The sequence below is a fragment of the Thioalkalivibrio sp. ALE11 genome, assembly GCF_000381205.1.
GTDB lineage: Bacteria > Pseudomonadota > Gammaproteobacteria > Ectothiorhodospirales > Ectothiorhodospiraceae > Thioalkalivibrio.
This window is the reverse complement of the sequence record NZ_KB906165.1, coordinates 386,839-404,638: the sequence shown is the minus strand read 5'-3', so window position 1 is coordinate 404,638 and position 17,800 is coordinate 386,839. Positions and strand designations below refer to the sequence as shown.

The 17,800-nt window shown below is 68.7% G+C and carries 18 protein-coding genes; 10 read left to right on the top strand and 8 right to left on the bottom strand.

The genetic code is table 11. The features are described 5' to 3' along the window. Positions 1 to 321 precede the first annotated feature (321 nt). The 4 genes from hslO to gatC form a co-directional block, all read right to left on the bottom strand. On the bottom strand, positions 322 to 1,248 hold the full coding sequence (gene hslO / locus F620_RS0104050; RefSeq protein ID WP_019569549.1) for an Hsp33 family molecular chaperone HslO: 927 nt from the start codon (positions 1,246 to 1,248) through the stop codon (positions 322 to 324). Continuing rightward, positions 1,245 to 2,681: an Asp-tRNA(Asn)/Glu-tRNA(Gln) amidotransferase subunit GatB gene (gene gatB / locus F620_RS0104045; protein ID WP_019569548.1), complete on the bottom strand. Its 1,437-nt coding sequence runs from the start codon at positions 2,679 to 2,681 to the stop codon at positions 1,245 to 1,247. Before gatB ends, hslO begins: the two co-directional genes overlap by 4 nt. An 11-nt stretch (positions 2,682 to 2,692) precedes the next feature. Next, positions 2,693 to 4,147, bottom strand: coding sequence for an Asp-tRNA(Asn)/Glu-tRNA(Gln) amidotransferase subunit GatA (gene gatA / locus F620_RS0104040; protein WP_019569547.1), 1,455 nt, complete (start codon positions 4,145 to 4,147; stop codon positions 2,693 to 2,695). Positions 4,148 to 4,225: 78 nt separating this feature from the next. Next, positions 4,226 to 4,513, bottom strand: coding sequence for an Asp-tRNA(Asn)/Glu-tRNA(Gln) amidotransferase subunit GatC (gatC, locus tag F620_RS0104035; protein ID WP_019569546.1), 288 nt, complete (start codon positions 4,511 to 4,513; stop codon positions 4,226 to 4,228). 153 nt (positions 4,514 to 4,666) lie between these two features. Between gatC and F620_RS0104030 the strand changes: the two genes are divergently transcribed. From F620_RS0104030 to rnd, 5 genes are all read left to right on the top strand, one after another. Then, on the top strand, positions 4,667 to 5,713 hold the full coding sequence (locus F620_RS0104030) for a rod shape-determining protein (protein WP_018869798.1): 1,047 nt from the start codon (positions 4,667 to 4,669) through the stop codon (positions 5,711 to 5,713). A gap of 81 nt (positions 5,714 to 5,794) precedes the next feature. Beyond that, entirely contained in the window at positions 5,795 to 6,658 is an 864-nt protein-coding gene (gene mreC / locus F620_RS0104025; protein WP_369773815.1) for a rod shape-determining protein MreC, read from the top strand. After that, positions 6,655 to 7,146, top strand: a complete 492-nt coding sequence (gene mreD, locus F620_RS0104020; RefSeq protein WP_019569544.1) for a rod shape-determining protein MreD — start codon at positions 6,655 to 6,657, stop codon at positions 7,144 to 7,146. Before mreC ends, mreD begins: the two co-directional genes overlap by 4 nt. Positions 7,147 to 7,226: 80 nt before the next feature. Continuing rightward, positions 7,227 to 7,532 carry a DUF1244 domain-containing protein gene (locus tag F620_RS0104015; RefSeq protein ID WP_018869795.1) on the top strand — a complete coding sequence of 102 codons (306 nt, stop codon included), beginning with the start codon at positions 7,227 to 7,229 and terminating at the stop codon, positions 7,530 to 7,532. After that, positions 7,525 to 8,685 (top strand): ribonuclease D, encoded by a 1,161-nt coding sequence (gene rnd, locus F620_RS0104010; protein ID WP_019569543.1) that lies wholly within the window; start codon positions 7,525 to 7,527, stop codon positions 8,683 to 8,685. Before F620_RS0104015 ends, rnd begins: the two co-directional genes overlap by 8 nt. A gap of 68 nt (positions 8,686 to 8,753) precedes the next feature. On the opposite strand, the gene F620_RS0104005 is transcribed toward rnd, so the two are convergent. After that, positions 8,754 to 9,200 carry a hypothetical protein gene (locus tag F620_RS0104005; protein ID WP_018869793.1) on the bottom strand — a complete coding sequence of 149 codons (447 nt, stop codon included), beginning with the start codon at positions 9,198 to 9,200 and terminating at the stop codon, positions 8,754 to 8,756. Between the two features lie 140 nt (positions 9,201 to 9,340). Here F620_RS0104005 and F620_RS0104000 point away from each other — a divergent pair, with 140 nt between their 5' ends. Then, on the top strand, positions 9,341 to 9,838 hold the full coding sequence (locus F620_RS0104000; protein WP_018869792.1) for a SprT-like domain-containing protein: 498 nt from the start codon (positions 9,341 to 9,343) through the stop codon (positions 9,836 to 9,838). A gap of 105 nt (positions 9,839 to 9,943) precedes the next feature. Next, entirely contained in the window at positions 9,944 to 11,737 is a 1,794-nt protein-coding gene (gene msbA / locus F620_RS0103995) for a lipid A export permease/ATP-binding protein MsbA (protein ID WP_019569542.1), read from the top strand. Positions 11,738 to 11,983: 246 nt separating this feature from the next. On the opposite strand, the gene F620_RS0103990 is transcribed toward msbA, so the two are convergent. Genes F620_RS0103990 through F620_RS0103980 form a run of 3 tightly spaced genes read right to left on the bottom strand, consistent with a single transcriptional unit; the run spans position 11,984 to position 14,408 of the window. Beyond that, complete coding sequence (locus F620_RS0103990; protein WP_019569541.1) at positions 11,984 to 13,264, bottom strand: 3-deoxy-D-manno-octulosonic acid transferase; 1,281 nt, start codon at positions 13,262 to 13,264, stop codon at positions 11,984 to 11,986. Further along, positions 13,264 to 13,836, bottom strand: coding sequence for a D-glycero-beta-D-manno-heptose 1,7-bisphosphate 7-phosphatase (gene gmhB, locus F620_RS0103985; RefSeq protein WP_019569540.1), 573 nt, complete (start codon positions 13,834 to 13,836; stop codon positions 13,264 to 13,266). The genes F620_RS0103990 and gmhB overlap by 1 nt, the downstream gene beginning before the upstream one ends. Next, positions 13,833 to 14,408 (bottom strand): SIS domain-containing protein, encoded by a 576-nt coding sequence (locus tag F620_RS0103980; RefSeq protein WP_019569539.1) that lies wholly within the window; start codon positions 14,406 to 14,408, stop codon positions 13,833 to 13,835. The genes gmhB and F620_RS0103980 overlap by 4 nt, the downstream gene beginning before the upstream one ends. Positions 14,409 to 14,548: 140 nt before the next feature. On the opposite strand from F620_RS0103980, the gene F620_RS0103975 reads away from it, so the two are divergent. From F620_RS0103975 to F620_RS0103965, 3 genes are read left to right on the top strand one after another with little or no spacing between them, the layout of a single operon-like run. Next, positions 14,549 to 15,580: a lysophospholipid acyltransferase family protein gene (locus F620_RS0103975; protein WP_019569538.1), complete on the top strand. Its 1,032-nt coding sequence runs from the start codon at positions 14,549 to 14,551 to the stop codon at positions 15,578 to 15,580. Further along, on the top strand, positions 15,570 to 16,661 hold the full coding sequence (locus F620_RS0103970; protein ID WP_019569537.1) for a glycosyltransferase family 9 protein: 1,092 nt from the start codon (positions 15,570 to 15,572) through the stop codon (positions 16,659 to 16,661). The genes F620_RS0103975 and F620_RS0103970 overlap by 11 nt, the downstream gene beginning before the upstream one ends. Further along, positions 16,654 to 17,799, top strand: coding sequence for a glycosyltransferase (locus F620_RS0103965; protein ID WP_019569536.1), 1,146 nt, complete (start codon positions 16,654 to 16,656; stop codon positions 17,797 to 17,799). Before F620_RS0103970 ends, F620_RS0103965 begins: the two co-directional genes overlap by 8 nt. The last annotated feature ends 1 nt before the right edge of the window (position 17,800 follow it).

Genomic DNA, 17,800 nt, shown 5'->3' with positions numbered 1-17,800 from the left:
CCCACCAGCAGCCGACGCATGAACCCCGCATCCGTGTCTTCGGGACAGGGCATGAGAGGCCGGTGAGGAGAACCCCTGGCGCTCCTATGAGGCATCCCTTCCCCGGAAGGGCTGACCCTCGCCCGTAGAGAAGGGCAGCTCCGCGACGAAGTGAAGTCCGGTCGGTAACCAACCCGCGTATATCAGAGTGATCCACCGTCGCAATCCGCTTCTCGTGCCCTGCCTCGAAGGCATGGAAAACAGGAGGTCTCGATCGAACACTACAGCCAACCGTTGACAGGTCAATCCATATCAGGAGGCCAGCCCCTGGCCGATGCGGCCCTATTGCGAGGTATCGGACCCCGGCGGCCGCGCGCTGTCGGGGCGGCACAGGGCCTCGGCATCCACCGCATCGAAGACGTACTGCGCGTTGCAGAACTCGCAGGTGACCTCGATGCGGCCCTGCTCGGCCAGGATCGAGCGGATCTCGTCCACCCCGAGGCTCTGCAGGGTGGTGGCCACGCGCTCGCGCGAGCAGTGGCAGTGGAATTCCACCGTGGAGCCGTCGAACAGGCGCACGCGCTCCTCGGCGAACAGCCGGCCCAGCAGCGAGCCGGCGTCCAGTTGCAGCAGTTCGGCCGCCGTGGTGGTTTCGGCCAGGGTGGTCGCGCGGTTCCAGTCCTCGCTGTCGCGCGACAGCGGCTGCCCGCTGTCATCCGGCAGCCCCTGCAGCAACATGCCCGCGGCGCGCTGGCCATCGGCGGCCAGCCAGACCCGCGTGGGAAGCTGCTCGGACTGCTCGAAATACCCGTCCAGGGCCGCGGCCAGGGTCTGCCCGCGCAGCTCCACCACGCCCTGATAGCGCTCACCGCCGTCCCCGGGGTCCAGGGTCATCATCACCCGCGCGTCCTCGCCCAGGATCGCATCCAGCGAGCCGTACTCCGGCGGGGTCTCGTGATAACGGGCCACGCCGCGCAGATGGCCCTGCCCGTCGGCCTGTGCCACCAGCATGTGCAGCGGCCCGGACCCCGTGACCTGCAGGATCAGCGAGCCCTTGAACTTGAGCGTGGCGGCGACCAGGGTGACCGCGGCGCAGGCCTGCCCCAGCAGGTCGCGCACCACCGGCGGGTAGGGGTGGCGCTCCAGCACCGCCTGCCATGCCCGGTCGAGGTGCACCCATTCGCCGCGCACCCCGGTGTTTTCCAGCATGAAGCGGTGCAGGGTATCGGCTTCGCGCGCGGATGCCGCGCCCATGCCCGCATCACTCATGCCTGATCCAGGCGTTCCTTCAGCCGCTCGTTCACCTGGGCGGGGTTGGCCTTGCCCTGGGTGGCCTTCATCACCTGGCCGACGAAGAACCCGAACAGCTTGTCCTTGCCGCCCTTGTACTGCTCGAGCTGCTTCGGGTTGTTCGCGATCACCTCGTCGATGATGGCGTCGATCGCGCCGGTGTCGGTGATCTGCTTGAGCCCCTTGGCCTCGATCACGCTGTCGGCATCGCCCTCGCCGTTCCACATCGCCTCGAACACTTCCTTGGCGATCTTGCCGGAGATGGTCTCGTCCTGGATGCGCGCCAGCAGCCCGGCCAGCGCCCCGGCATCCACCGGGGCCTCGGCGAGCTCCACCTCGGAGCGGTTGAGCGCGGCGGAGAACTCGCCCATCACCCAGTTGGCGGCCAGCTTGGGCGCATTGCAGCCCCGCACCACCGCTTCGTAGAAATCCCCCATCTCACGGGTCGCGGTGAGCACGCCGGCATCGTATTCCGGCAGTTCGTACTCGCGCACGAAACGCTCGCGCTTGGCGTCGGGCAGCTCCGGCAGGCGACCGCGGATCTCCTCGATGAAGCCCTGAACGACCTCCACCGGCAGCAGGTCCGGATCGGGGAAGTAGCGGTAGTCGTTGGCCTCTTCCTTGGTCCGCATCGAACGCGTCTCGTCGCGGTCCGGATCGTACAGCCGGGTCTCCTGCACCACGCGGCCGCCACCCTCGATCACGTCGATCTGGCGTTCGATCTCGAAGTTGATCGCACGCTCGACGAAGCGGAAGGAGTTGAGGTTCTTCAGCTCCGCGCGGGTACCGAATTCCGCCTGGCCCTTCGGACGGATGGACACGTTGGCGTCGCAGCGGAAGCTGCCCTCCTGCATGTTGCCGTCACAGATGTCGAGATAGCGCACCAGCGAGTGCAGCTTCTTCATGTAGGCGACCGCCTCCTTCGCCGAACGCAGGTCCGGCTCGGAGACGATCTCCACCAGCGGGGTGCCGGCACGGTTGAGATCGATGCCGGTCATCGCCTCGAAGCCTTCGTGCAGGCTCTTGCCGGCGTCTTCCTCGAGGTGCGCACGGGTAACGCCGACGCGCTTGGTGGTGCCGTCCTCCAGCTCGATGTCCAGATGCCCGCTGGCTACGATCGGCAGCTCGAACTGCGAGATCTGGTAGCCCTTGGGCAGGTCCGGGTAGAAGTAGTTCTTGCGCGCGAACACCGAGCGGCCGGCCACCTCGGCGTCGATCGCCAGGCCCAGCATCACCGCGCGCTCGACCACCCCGCGGTTGAGCACCGGCAGCACGCCGGGCATGCCCAGGTCCACCGGGCAGGCCTGACGGTTGGGCTCGGCGCCGTAGGCGGTGGGCGCCCCGGAAAAGATCTTGGAGACGGTATTGAGCTGGGCGTGAATCTCCAGCCCGATGACGGTTTCCCATTCCATGCTGCGACCCCTCAGGCAAAGGCCGACGGCACGCGGGCGTGCCAGTCGGTCTCCTGCTGAAACTGGTGTGCGACGCCGATCATGCGCGCCTCGTCGAAATAGTTGCCGATCAGCTGCAGCCCGACCGGCAGCCCCTGCACCTCGCCCGCCGGCAGCGACATCGCCGGCAGCCCCGCCAGATTGGCGGCGATGGTGTAGATATCCGAGAGGTACATCTTGACCGGGTCGGCGCTCTTGGCTCCCAGCTCGAACGGCAGTTCCGGCGTGGTCGGGCCCAGCAGCAGATCGACGTCGGCGAACACCCGGCGGAAGTCGTCGGCGATCACCCGGCGGACCTTCTGCGCCTTGAGATAGTAGGCGTCGTAGTAGCCGGCGGACAGCACATGGGTACCCACCATGATGCGCCGCTTCACCTCCGCGCCGAAGCCCTCGCCGCGCGAACGCGTGTACAGGTCCAGCAGGTCCTGCGGATCCTCGCAGCGATAGCCGTAGCGCACGCCGTCGAAGCGCGACAGGTTGGACGAGGCCTCGGCCGGGGCCACCACGTAGTAGGCCGGCACCGACAGGTGGCTGTTGGGCAGGCTGACCTCGCGGATCTCGGCGCCACGTTCGCGCAGCACCCGGATCGCCTCGTCCAGTACGGCGCGGATGCCGTCATCCAGGCCTTCGCCGAAGAACTCCTGCGGCAGACCGATGCGCAGCCCGGTGAGGTCGGCGTCCAGCGCTGCGGTGAAGTCCTCGGCCGGGCGTTCGAGGCTGGTCGAGTCGCGCTCGTCGAACCCGGCCATGGCATTGAGCATGTGCCCGCAGTCCTCGGCCGAGGCCGCCATCGGCCCGCCCTGATCCAGGCTGGAGGCGAAGGCAATCATGCCGTAGCGCGAGACCCGGCCGTAGGTCGGCTTGAGCCCGGTGATGCCGCAGAACGCGGCCGGCTGGCGGATGGAACCGCCGGTGTCGGTACCGGTCGCGCCGGGCACCAGACGCGCGCCCACCGCGGCCGCGGAACCGCCCGAGGAGCCGCCCGGGACCCGCGCGGTGTCCCAGGGGTTGTGCACCGGACCGTAGAAACTGGTTTCGTTGGACGAACCCATGGCGAACTCGTCCATGTTGGTCTTGCCCAGCATCACCGCGCCGGCGGCGTGCATGCGCTCGACCACCGTGGCGTCGTAGGGCGAGACGAACGGGTCCAGCATGCGCGAGCCACAGGCGGTGCGCACGCCGCGGGTGCAGAAGATGTCCTTCTGCGCTACCGGCACGCCCAGCAGCGGGGCCTCCTCGCCCTGCGCCAGACGCGCATCGGCGGCGTCCGCCTGCTCCAGCGCGGACTCGGCGGTTACGGTGACGAAGCTGTTGAGATCCGCATCCAGACGCTCGATGCGGTCCAGGTACAGGCGGGTGAGCTCGCGCGAGCTGATCTCTCGGGCGCGCAGCTTGCGTACCCAGTCGGAGAGGGTTTCCTGGGTCATGGACTCGGGACTCTTTCCTTCAAGCGTGGCTGAAAGCGGCGCACAGGGCGCGCCGCAGGCGATTCGGCGGATGACGCGTCATTCAATGACGCGCGGCACCAGGTAGAGCCCCCCTTCCACCGCCGGGGCAATGGCCTGGTAGGCGTCGCGCCGGTCGGGCTCGGTGACCGCGTCCGGGCGCAGGCGCTGGGCCGCGTCCATCGGATGGGCCATCGGCTCCACCCCCTCGATGTCGGCGCCGTCGAGCTGCTCGACGAAGTCGAAGATGTCACTCAGCCCGCCGGCAAACTCGCGGGCCTGGTCGTCATCCATCGCCAGACGCGAAAGCTCGGCGATGCGCTGGACGTGTTCGGTGTCTACGGACATGGCTTGCGGACCCTCGCTGCGGGCGATAACGGAACACTCAGGGATACGCTGAGACGGAGCGCAAACTTACCACAACCCCGACCTTGCCCAAACCCGGGGCGGTTGCTAGAGTCCGTGGCTTTCCCGCCGACCATGCAAGCAGGTTCGTTCCCCATGCTCAAACGCCTCCTGGGGCTGTTCTCCAACGACATCTCCATCGACCTCGGCACGGCCAATACGCTGATCTACATGCGCGGCCAGGGCATCGTGCTCAACGAACCCTCCGTCGTGGCCATTCGTCAGGACCGGGGCCCCGGGGGACCACGGTCCATCGAGGCCGTCGGCATCGAGGCCAAGAAGATGCTCGGGCGCACACCGGAGCACGTGGTGACCATCCGGCCGATGAAGGACGGCGTGATCGCCGACTTCACCACCACCGAGAAGATGCTGCAGTACTTCATCAAGAAGGTGCACGAACGGCGGATCTTCCGCCCCAGCCCGCGGGTGCTGGTCTGCGTGCCCTGCGGCGCCACTCAGGTGGAGCGCCGCGCGATCCGCGAATCCGCCTTCGGCGCCGGGGCGCGCAAGGTCTACCTGCTGCAGGAACCGGTGGCCGCGGCGATCGGCGCCGGCATCCCGCTGGACGAGGCGGTCGGCTCCATGGTGCTGGACATCGGCGGCGGCACCTCCGAGGTGGCCGTGCTGTCGATGAACGGCATCGTCTACTCCGAGTCGGTGCGCATCGGCGGCGACACCTTCGACGAGGCCATCATGGCCTACGTGCGCCGCAACTACGGCGTACTGATCGGCGAGGCCACGGCCGAACGCATCAAGCATGCGGTGGGTTCGGCCTATCCGGGCAAGGAGCTGCTGGAGATCGAGGTCAAGGGCCGCAACCTGTCCGAAGGCGTGCCGCGCTCGTTCACCCTGAACTCCAACGAGATCCTCGAGGCCCTGCAGGATCCGCTGTACGGGATCGTCTCCGCGGTGCGCACGGCACTGGAACAAACCCCGCCGGAGCTGGGTTCCGATGTCGCCGAACGCGGTATCGTGCTGACCGGCGGCGGGGCGATGCTGCAGCAGATCGACCGTCTGCTGATGGAGGAAACCGGCATCCCGGTGGTCGTGGCCGATGATCCCCTCACCTGCGTCGCCCGCGGAGGCGGCCGGGTTCTGGAAATGCTCGACGAGAAGCGGGTCGACTTCCTCTCCATGGAGTAAACTCCGGTCCCGGGCGCGTCCCCGGGAGTCGCCCCGCGTTCCGGAGGTTCGGTTATAAGCAAGCCGCTGTTCAGACTGGGCATCTCGCCCACGCTGCGTCTGCTGGTCGTGGTCCTGGCCGGGATCGCGCTGATGGTGCTCGACCACCGTCTGAACGAACTGCAGACGGTGCGCAGCGTGCTCGCGACCGTGGCCTACCCGATCCAGGTCGCGGTGGATGCGCCCATCCGCGCGGGCTCACGGGTGCTGGAATCGTTCTCCAGCCGCGAGGACCTGGTGGTGGAGAACCGCATCCTGCGGCGCGAGAACAGCGAGCTGCGCGCCCGCCAGCTGCGCTTCGAGGCATTGCAGGCGGAGAACGACCGCCTGCGCGCCCTGCTCAACACCGCCCGTCAGGCCGACGAGGAGGTCCAGGTCGCGCAGATCCTTGCGGTGGACCTGGATCCCTTCCGCCAGCAGATCGTGCTCGACAAGGGACAGCGCGATGCGGTGTATGCCGGCCAGCCGGTGATCGACGCCGACGGCGTAGTCGGGCAGATCCTCTCCGCGCAACGCTCCAGCGCCACGGCGCTGCTGATCTCCGACCCCGGACATGCCCTGCCGGTGCTCAGCGCCCGCACCGGCCTGCGCGGCATCGTCGTCGGCACCGGCAACCCTCAGCGCCTGCACATGCGCCACGTCCCGCCACAGGAAGACATCGAGGAGGGTGACCTGCTGCTGACCTCGGGGCTGGGCGGTCGTTTTCCTGCAGATTACCCGGTCGCGCGCGTCACCTCGGTGGAACGCCCGCCGGGCGAGCCCTTTCTCGCCATCGAGGCGAAACCGCTGGCCGCGCTGGACCGCTCGCGCGAGGTGCTGCTGCTGTGGATGCAGGACCGCGAACGCAACGCGATCCCCACGCCGCTGCCCGCCGAAAGCGAAACCGAATCCGCGCCGGCGCCATGAGTGGCGGCGCGGGCGTTCCCTGGCCGATCCCGCTGAGCCTGCTGGCGGCCCTCGCGCTGGCGATCGTGCCCCTGCCCGCGGGCCTCGCGCTGCTGCGGCCCGAATGGGTAGCGCTGGTCCTGATCTACTGGGCCATGGCCTTCCCCCAGCGGGTCGGGGTGTTCACGGCTTTCGGCGCCGGCCTGCTGCTCGATGTCCTGCAGGGCCAGCTGCTCGGCCAGAACGCCGTTGCGATGGCCCTGGTGGCCTACCTCACCATCCAGCTGCATTCACGCCTGCGGGTCTATCCGCTGTGGCAGCAGATGATCGTGGTCACCGGCCTGATCGCCCTGTACAAGCTCACCGCCCTGTGGCCGCAAGGCCTGGCCGGCCTGCCGCCGGGCACCCCGTGGTACTGGGCGCCCGTGCTCAGCAGCGCTCTGATATGGCCGCTGATCTTCGTGCTGCTGCGCGACGTGCGCAAGCGCTGGCTGCTGCACCTGACCTGATCCACCCGTGGCCATCGCACCCGGAAGGCCGGCTGCGGCATACTCTCCCGGCCATTCAGTCGTGACCCTTCGGAGGCCCCATGGACCCGAACAAGCAGACCGAGATCGAGGCCGCGGTTTTCCGGCGGCTGCTGCAGCATCTGGACGAGCGCAAGGACGTGCAGAACATCGATCTGATGAACCTCGCCGGTTTCTGCCGCAACTGCCTGTCCAAATGGTATGTCGCGGCCGCCGAGGAACGCGGCGAGTCCATTGACTACGAGGCCGCCCGCGAGATCGTCTACGGCATGCCCTACGCCGAGTGGAAGGAGCGGTATCAGAAACCGGCCAGCAACGAGCAGCTGGAGGCATTCGCACAGAACCGCCCCGACGACGACCATGCATGATCACGGCCTGATCGATACCCCGGAGGCACTGCAGGCATTCCTGCAGGCCGTCCGGGGTGCCCCGTGGATCGCGCTGGACACCGAGTTCCTGCGCGAAAAGACCTACTACCCGAAGCTCTGCCTGATCCAGGCGGCCACCCCGGAGCACATCGCCAGCATCGACCCGCTGGCGCTGGACGTAAAACGGCTGGCCCCGCTGCTGCACGACCGTTCCGTCACCAAGGTCTTTCACTCCGCCTGGCAGGACATGGAAATCCTGCTGCGCGAGACCGGCGACGTACCCGCACCGGCCTTCGACACCCAGATTGCCGCGGCGATGCTCGGTCACGGCGATCAGGTCGGCTATGCCAATCTGGTCCGCGCGGTGCTGGACCACGAACTGGACAAGAGCCAGACCCGCACCGACTGGTCGCGCCGTCCGCTGGATTCGGAGCAGCTGGCATATGCCGCCGACGATGTGCGCTATCTCGCGGCCCTGTACCAGCAGATGCACGCGGACCTGGAAAGCAGCGGGCGCCTGGAATGGCTGCAGCCGGAGATGGACGCCCTCGCCGACTCCGAGGCCTACCGCGCCGATCCGGAAGCAGCCTGGCGCCGGGTCTCCGGACACAAACGCCTGAAACCGCGCGAACTCTCCGTACTCCAGGGCGTGGCCGCGTGGCGCGAACGCACGGCGCAGAGCAGCGACCGGCCGCGCAAGTGGGTCCTGAGCGATGACCTGCTGCTGGAGATCGCCCGCCGGGCACCCGCAGGGAGCGCGCAACTGCGCGGACTGCGCGGTTTCCCCTCGGGCATGAACGACGACCGGGTACAGGGCCTGCTGGAGGCGATTCGGGCAGGACGCGAACGTCCGCAGTCGGAATGGCCGGCATTGCCGAAGCAGAAGCCGCTGTCCGAAGCCGACGAGGTGCTCGCCGACATGGCCATGGCCCTGCTGCGCGAACTCGCCCGCCGGCAGGAGATCACGCCCGCGGCCATCGCCCAGCGCAAGGATGTTGTGGAACTGGTGCGCGGACGCGCGCAGGACAGCCGCCTCGGCAGCGGCTGGCGCCATCACGTGGCGGGTGCCGAGATCCAGCGCTGGCTGAACGGCGAAACCGCGTTGTCACGCGACCCCGCAAACGGACTCGAACTGAAATCCACGGCCGGATGAGGCCGTCGGCTTTCCCCCGCGGGACGGGAGGGGGAGGGGCGGACCGCCCGCTCCCGGGTGCCCCTTTCTCAGGCGGCCTTGTAAACGCCGCGACGCGGCGACGTCAGACGACCCTGACGCTTGAGGTAGGCCAGCGTCTGGCTGATGTTGCGGGTATCCAGCCCGGCCTTCTCGGCCTCGGCCTTGATGTCCTTCACGCTCATTTCGGGCTGAGAGGCCACGATGTCGCACAGTTTCTGGCTGATGGAACCACCGCCGCCGCGACGCCCGCCGCGTGCGGACGAGGCCTTCCGCCTGCCCCCGACGCGCCCGCCCAGTTCCTCGATCTGGCGATCGATTTCGCGCAGTTCGGCCTTGTGCCGGGCGAGCATTTCGCGGCGCTTTTCTTTCAGCGCCTCGCGTTTTTCCTTGCGCTCGGCTTCCTTGCGTTCCTCTTCCTCGCGCTCGCGTTCGCGCGCCAGGGCATAAAGTTCCTCGGCCGAGAGTTCGGAGGCCTTCTTGTCATCCACGGTCATGCTTTTCTCCATTGTTCGTTGCGTTATCTGCCCGCTCCGGAGGACTTACATACCGGAGCGGGCCACAGGCACAAAATGTTGCGTTCGATCCATCTTTTGACAAATATGCCACGAAACCCGGCGCAAAACCAAAACATCGCATGAATCTCGACCCTGAAACCCGCGACCGCATTTGCCGACGCACGCGTTCCTTTTATATCGAGGCCACCGGCCACCCGGCGTCTTCCACCCCGGCGGTTCTTTTTGATCTGCGCGGCCGCGCCGCAGGTCAGTTCCGGGTCCACCGCGGCCATCCAGCCATCCGTTTCAATCCCGAGGCTTTTGTCCGTGACTGGAATACACATTTCCCGGAAACCATTGCACACGAAGTCGCCCACGCCGCGGTGCATGTCCTTTATCGCGGACGCCGGGTCCGTCCGCACGGCGCGGAATGGCAGGCCATCATGCATCACCTGGGGGTGGCACCGCGGGTGCGGCATGCCACCCCGCTCACACCCGCACGCCGGCAACGAACCTATGCTTATATCTGCGACTGCACCCACCACGCGCTCAGTCCGCAACGACATGCCCTGATCCAGAAAAAGGGGTATCGCTACCAGTGCCGGCATTGCGGGGGCTGGCTGCGCCCGGCCGAATAACGAGCCCACGGACTCCGCAGCCGTGCCGCGGCAGTCTGTTATCATGCCTGCCCGGTTTCGCAGCCAATCCCGCAGCCGGCGTTCCGACCAGGACCCCGCAATCGCATGAAGAGAAAAGCCCTCGACGCCACCCACCCCAGCGCCGGCGAATCCTGGCGCCTGTTCCTCCGCATCTTCGAGTTCATCAAGCCCTACTGGCGCATGGGGATCGTGGCGATCATCTCGATGATCCTGGCCGCCGCCGGACAGGCCGCCTTCGCCTGGATCATCCAGCCGCTGGTGGATGGCACGTTCATCGAACAGGACCCCGATGCCCGCATCTGGGTCCCGCTGGGGCTGGTCGGGATCTTTTTCTTCTATGCGTTCACCACCTTTGCCGCGCAGTACACCGTGGCCTGGGTCGGGCGCAAAGTGGTCAAGGACATCCGGCAGGCGGTATTCGATCAATATCTGCGACTGCCCGCAGGGTTCTTTGACCGCCATTCCTCCGGCACCCTGCTCGCCAAGCTGACCTATAACGTCAATCAGATCAGTGCCGCGGCCTCCAAGGCGATCCTGATCCTGGTCAAGGACAGTTTCACCATCCTGTTCCTGCTGATGTACATGACCTGGCTCAGTGGCTGGCTGATGCTGATCGTGTTCGGACTGGCACCCGCGGTAGCCCTGGTCATTACCGCAGCCAACAAGCGTTTTCGCAAGTTCAGCCGGCGTATGCAGCGCTCGGTGGGGGATTATGCCCAGGTCGCGGAAGACAGCATTCGCGGGCATTCGGAGGTCAAGATCTTCGGCGCCGAAGACTATGAATCCAGCCGCTTCCGCAAGATCAACGAGCGCCACCACCGACAGTTCATGCGCTACAAGACGGTGGAGGCCGCCAGTCAGCCCCTGTCACAGTTCGGTGCGGTCATCGCGCTCGCGATCATCGTTTATCTCGCCACCATGGACATGGTGATGGAAACCATCACCCCCGGGGGCATGATTTCGTTCATCGCGGCCATGCTCCTGCTGCTTCCGCCGCTCAAGCGGGTGGTCAAGGTCAACTCGGAGATCCAGAAGGCGCTGGCCGCGGGCGAGAGCGTGTTCGAGGTACTGGATACCGCCCCGGAGCCGGATCACGGCGAACGCCGGCTGGAACGGGCCGAGGGACATATCGAGGTCGACCATGTCTGGTTCCGCTATCCCCAGACCGAGGAGTGGGTGCTGCGCGACATCTCGCTGGAGATCCGGCCCGGGCAGACCGTGGCCCTGGTCGGACGGTCCGGCAGCGGCAAGAGCACCCTGGCAAGCCTGGTCCCGCGCTTCTACGAACCCGAGCATGGGGAGGTGCGCCTGGACGGCCATCCGGTGCGGGAATATCCACTGCGCGACCTGCGCGGGCAGATGGCGCTGGTCAGCCAGCAGGTGGTGCTGTTCAACGACACCGTAGCCAACAACATCGGCTACGGCCTGGCGCGCGAACCATCCGCCGAGGAGCTGCACGAGGCTGCGCGCGCGGCCAACGCCCTGGAGTTCATCGACGACCTGCCCGACGGCTTCGACACCGTGGTGGGCGAGAACGGCGTGATGCTCTCCGGCGGGCAGCGGCAACGACTGGCGATCGCCCGCGCCCTGCTCAAGGACGCACCCATCCTGATCCTCGATGAGGCCACCTCGGCGCTGGACTCGGAGTCCGAGCAGAAGATCCAGGACGCCCTGGAGCAGCTGATGCGCGGGCGCACGACCCTGGTGATCGCGCATCGCCTGTCCACGGTGGAGGACGCCGACCGCATCCTGGTGCTGGACGACGGTCGGGTGGTGGAATCCGGCACGCACAACGAGCTGATGGAGGCCGGCGGGCATTACGCCGCGCTGCAGAAGGGCCAGTTCGGCGAGGAGGAACAGGCCGGCCCCGAAGAGTGATCTTCCGGCGGTGACCGGAGATGCTGCGATTCAAACGGATGCGCCCGGAGAGTGAGTCATCCGGCGGTTCCGGGGAGTGACCCGGGCCCTGTCGGTTCGCGTGCGAGCACGCTTCCACGGGCGGGGTGATGCGAACAGAAAGGTGGGAGCGTGCTCGCACGCGAACATGGCCGGTGGACGCCCTCGATCCGGCCATAACCGATCGGCAGGTTCTGTGCCAGAAAGCCAGGCGGCGCCGGCACGGAATCAGCCTGCCGCCACCGTCTCCTCCAGCACACCCAGGACCCGCGCCACGGCACCGCGCCCGGAGGCCACCACATCCTGGCCGGCCGCGGCCATGCGCCGCCCTCGTTCCGGGTCGTCGAACAGTTCGGCCAGTGCCGCGCCCAGCGCGTCGCCATCGGCGACCTCGATGCGGGCATCCACGGCATCCAGGGCGCGAGCGACGGAGGCGAAATTCGACACATCCGCACCGGTGAGCACCGGTCGCCCCAGGGCCGCCGGCTCCAGCAGGTTCTGTCCGCCCAGTGGCACCAGACTGCCACCGACGAAGGCCACGTCGGCCGCCGCGAGATAGAGCCCCATCTCGCCGAGGGTATCCCCCAGCAGCACGTCGGCCTCGCGGTCCGCGCGGCCGGGCGCGTCCGCCAACAGCGAGCGTCGCGCCACTGACAGGCCCGCGTCCGCGGCCGCCCGCGCCACGGCATCGAAACGCTTCGGGTGACGCGGCACCCAGATCAGCCGCGCGTCCGGATGGCGCCGGCGCAAGGTGGCATGGGCCGCCAGCACGGCCTCGTCCTCGCCCTCGCGGGTACTGACCGCCGCCCACACCGGCACCTCCGCGGACCACAGGGCGGCGCGCAGTGCCGCGCCCCCCTCGGCGCCCGCGGGCGGATCGCGATCGAATTTCAGGTTGCCGCCCACCTCGACCCGCGACGGCGGCGCGCCGAGGATGCGAAAGCGCTCCGCCGCGGCGGCATCCTGCGCGAGGATCCGCCGCGGCACGCCCAGCACCTCGCCGATCAGCGGCTGCCGGCCCTGATAACGCCGAAACGCACGATCCGAGAGCCGACCGCTGGCCAGCACCAGGGGCACCCGGGCGCGCTCGCAGGCCGCGAACAGATGCGGCCACAGCTCGGTCTCCACGATCACCCCGGCACGCGGTCGGGCCGCGGCCACGAAGCGCCGCACGGCACGGGGGAGGTCCAGCGGCAGAAAACGGTGGTGGACGTCGTCGATGCCCGCCGCCGTGATCCGCGCCGCACCCTCGGGCGTGGTGGTGGTCACCAGCACGGGCACTTCGGGGAACCGCTCGCGCAGGCCCCGTATCAGCGGCAGGGCGGCCTCCACCTCGCCCACCGAGGCGGCATGCACCCACCATGCCCCCGACGGCGGCGCGGCACCCCGGCCCAACCATTCCAGGCGGCGCGCCGCCGGGACGTGGTTGCGCGCGGCACGCCGCCACAGGACCGCGCCCATGACCGGCGCCAGCAGGCGCGACAGGACCGCGTAGCCGGCGCGCCGCATCAGGAGCGTTCCGTCTCCAGCAGCGCCGCCGCCTCCTGCAGGGAACGGATCCGGCGTGCCTGCGGATCCGCCTGCAGCGCGGCGGCCTGTTCCGCGTCCGGGATCTCCGGGGCGAACAGCAACCGCGTGCCCACCCCGGCACGGCGCGCGGCCTCCAGGTCGGAAGGACGATCCCCCACCAGCACCGAATGCGCCAGATCCACGTCCAGCGCGTCCCGCGCCCGCAACAGCATGCCCGGGGCCGGCTTGCGGTCCGGGCAGTCGCGCCGCCAGGGCTCCAGCGCATCGCGCGGATGGTGCGGGCAGTGATAGACCGCATCCAGACGTCCGCCGCGCTCGGCAAAACGGGCCCGCATCCACTGCGTCAGCCGCTCGAAGTCGTCCTCGCCGTAGTACCCGCGACCGATGCCGGACTGGTTGGTGACCACCACCACGGGGTAGCCGGCGGCACCGGCCCGGGCCACCAGCTCGAAGATCCCGGGCATGAAATCGAAGTCCTCGGGCCGGTACACATAGGCGTGATCCACGTTGATCACGCCATCACGGTCGACGAACAGCGCCGGCCGGCTCACGGCGCCGCGTCGCCCTGCGCGCGGGCGACCAGGGCATCTTCCACCACGGCGCACAACAGATGCCCGATCAGCCCGTGCACCTCCTGCACCCGTGCGGTCGCGGCGTCCGGCACCGCCAGCAGGTGGTCCACCGCGGGACCGACGGGCAGCCCCCGCGCACCGGTCAGCGCGACCGTGGTCAGGCCCTGGCGCCCGGCGGTTTCCAGCGCGCGCAGCACATTGGGAGACTCGCCCGAGGTGGTGAAGCCGACCAGCACGTCGCCGGGGCGCCCCAGCGCCTCGACCTGCCGCGCGAATACTTGCTCGTAACCGAAGTCGTTGGCGATGGCCGTCAGCACCGAGGTGTCGGTGGTCAGCGCAACCGCCGCCGCGCCCGGCCGCACCACGCGGTAACGGCACACGATCTCGGCCGCGATGTGCTGGGCATCCGCCGCACTGCCGCCGTTACCCGCGAGCAGGATCTGGCCGCCGGCATCCAGGCTGGCCAGCCAGCGCCGCGCGACGGCCTCCACCTCGCCGAGGAATTCCGCATCCTCGGCCAGTTGTCCGAACAGCCGGCTGGCGGCCTGCAACTCTGCTGCGATCCCTTCCTGCACGCGTTCCTCACTTTCGGGGGGCGACCCCGGAGACGGCCACCGGCGACGCCCCGTCCCGGCGGTCCCGAATGTACAATGCGCAACATTATCTACCCGACAGCCGACTTCGACCAACGATGAGATCGCAACGCCGCGAACAAGCCTGGCATCCGGCCAACTGGGGACAGGCCCTGGCCACCGCCCTGCTGTGGCTGCTCGCCCGCCTGCCCTGGCGCTGGGCGATCCGCCTGGGCACCGGGCTGGGCCACCTGCTCTACTACCTGGCGCGGGACCGGCGCTACGTGGTGCGCCGCAACCTCGAGCTGTGTTTCCCGGACCTCGACCCGGAAGAACGCGAACGCTGGGTGCGCGCGAACTTCGGCTACACCGGTCGCGGGGTGGCCGAGGTGGCACTGGGCTGGTTCGGCGGACCGGCGGTGGATCGCGTGCCGTGCCGCTTCCACGGGATGGAGCACCTGAAGGCGGCGCACGAGGCCGGTGACCCGGTGATCCTGCTGTCCGGGCATTTCTCCTGCATCGAGATGGCCGGTCGGCTGTTCGGCGCACAGGTACCGATGGCCGCGATCTACAAGCCCATGGACAAGAAACCGGTGCTGGAACGTGCCCTGCGTTACGGCCGCGAACGCAAGCTGGAGCGCGTGATCTCCAAGGACGACATCCGCGGGATCCTGCGCAAGCTGAAAAAGGGCGGGACCATCTGGTACGCTGGCGACCAGAACATGCGGCGCACCGAGCAGGTGTTCGCGCCGTTTTTCGGCATGCAGGCCTCCACGACCACCGGCCTGTCGCGGCTGGCACACATGGGCCGGGCGCGGGTGCTGCCGATGTTCTATTACGTAAACGACGCCGGCGACGGCTACGAGTTCGTGGTGGGGCCGCCGCTGGAGGACTACCCGAGCGAGGATCGCGCCCGCGACGCCGCCCGCATGAACGCGGTGCTGGAAGACGCGGTCCGGCACGCGCCGCAGCAGTATTTCTGGGCCCATCGGCGGTTCAAGACCCAGCCCGAGGACGCACCCGACCCGTATCCCGGCCTGCGCACCAAGCATATCGGGCGCATGCCCTGGCAGAATAACAAGAAAAAGAAGGCCCTGAAGAAAAAGCGCAAGAAGGCCGCCCGCGAACAGGGCCCGGACGATGCCTCCTGAGTATTCGGCCGACCGCCCGCTGATCAATGCCCCGCCGGACGAGCTGTGCCTGCTGCGGCTGTCGGCCCTGGGTGACTGCACCCACGTCGTCCCGGTGGTGCGCAGCCTGCAGGCCGCCTGGCCGCAGACCCGCATCACCTGGATCATCGGGCGGCTGGAACACCGGCTGCTGGAAGGACTGCCCGGGGTCGAGTTCGTGGTCGTGGACAAGAACCGCGGCCGCCGCGCCTACGGCGACCTGCGCCGCGCCCTGCGCGGACGCCGCTTTGACGTCCTGCTGCAGATGCAGGTCTCGCTGCGCGCCAGCCTGCTGGGCCTGCAGGTCCCCGCGCGCCTGCGCCTGGGCTTCGACCGCCAGCGCGCGCGCGACTTCCAGTGGCTGTTCACCCGCCACCGCATCGCCCATCGCCCGCGCGAACACGTACTCGACGGCTTCTTCGGCTTCGCCGAGGCGCTCGGGGTGCGCGAACGCCTTCCGCGCTGGGACATTCCGGTGCCGGATGCAGCCCGGACCTGGGCCGCCGGCTACCTGCCCGCGGACCGACCCTGGCTCGCCATCAACCCGTGCTCCAGCGCGCGCTTTCGCAACTTCCGCAACTGGGCCCCGGAACGCTACGCGGCGGTCGCCGACCACGCCGCCGAGGGCCATGGCATGGACATCGTGCTGACCGGCGGCCCCACCGACCTGGAACGCGAATACGGCGAGGCCATCGCCGCGCAATGCCGGCACCCCGTCACCAACCTGGTCGGCCGGACCGACCTCAAGCAGCTGCTGGCCGTGCTCGAACGCGCTCAGGTGCTGGTCTCGCCCGACTCCGGCCCCGCCCACATGGCCAACGCCACGGGCACCCCGGTGATCGGCCTGTACGCCGGCTCGAACCCCGACCGCACCGGCCCCTATTGCAGCCGGCAATGGGTGGTCAACCAGTACCCCGAGGCCTGCCGGGCCGCGTTCGGCAAGCCGCCCGAAGACCTGCGCTGGGGCCGGCGCGTGCGCGAACCGAACGTGATGGAGCGCATCACGGTGGCCGAGGTCACCGAGCGCCTGGATGCCCTGCAGGCAGCCCCGTCCGATGCGTGATCGCGCCAGAGCCCCCGTCGCCCTGTTCTTCGCGACCTCCGGACACAGCGGGGTGGATCGCGTGGTGGCCAACCTGGTCCGGGAATTCGCAGACGTGGACCGGCCATTCGACCTGGTGACGATCCGCGGGCACGGACCGTATATCGACGAGCTGCCGGACAACGTCCGCCATGTCCCGCTGCGGGCCGCCCACCGCAACACCGTCCTGCCCGCGCTGATTGCTTATCTCCTGCGCCACCGCCCCCGCGCCCTGTACACCGCCAGCCACCGGCTAAATCGCGCGGCGCTGCTCGCGCGCGCACTGGCCCGACCGCGCATGCCGGTCGCGATCCGCATGGGCATGTCGCTCGCCGCCACTCTGGAGTCCCTGCCCGGGCGCAGAGCCCGGCGCCTGCAGCGCTCCATGCAACGCTGGTATCCCCGCGCGGATGCCGTGATCGCCCCGTCGGCCGGTGTCGGTGAGGACCTGCGGCGACTCGCCGGCGTGGCTCAACCGCATCTGCACGTCATCCCCAACCCGATCGTGACCCCGGCCCTGCTGCAGCAGGCCACCGAGGATCCCGATCACCCGTGGCTGGCGGACCACCGCGACCCGGCCATCCCTGTCATCCTGGGCGTCGGCTCCCTGGAGCCGCGCAAGGATTTCGCCACCCTGCTGCGCGCCTTCGCGCGCCTCCGCCAACAACGCCCGGCCCGTCTGATCATTCTCGGCGAAGGCCGCGAACGCCCGGCCCTGGAAGGACTGACACGCGAACTCGACATCATGGACGACCTGTGCCTGCCCGGCTTTCAGGGCAACCCCTACGCCTGGATGGCCCGCGCCGATGCCTTTGCCCTGACCTCGCGACGCGAGGGCTCCGGCGCAGTACTGGTGGAGGCCCTCGCCTGCGGCACCCCGGCCGTTACCACGGACTGCCCCACCGGCCCCGCCGATATACTCGGCCACGGCAACTACGGCCCGGTCGTGCCCATGGGCGACGACGCGGCCCTCGCCGATGCACTGAAACAGCTCCTGGACAGCCCACCCTCGGCGGACACCCTGAGACAGGCCATCACCCCGTTCGATGCGGCCCGCTCCGCCCGCGCGTATCTGGCCGCACTCGAGCTCGCTCACCCGCCGGCATCCACCGACCACTGAT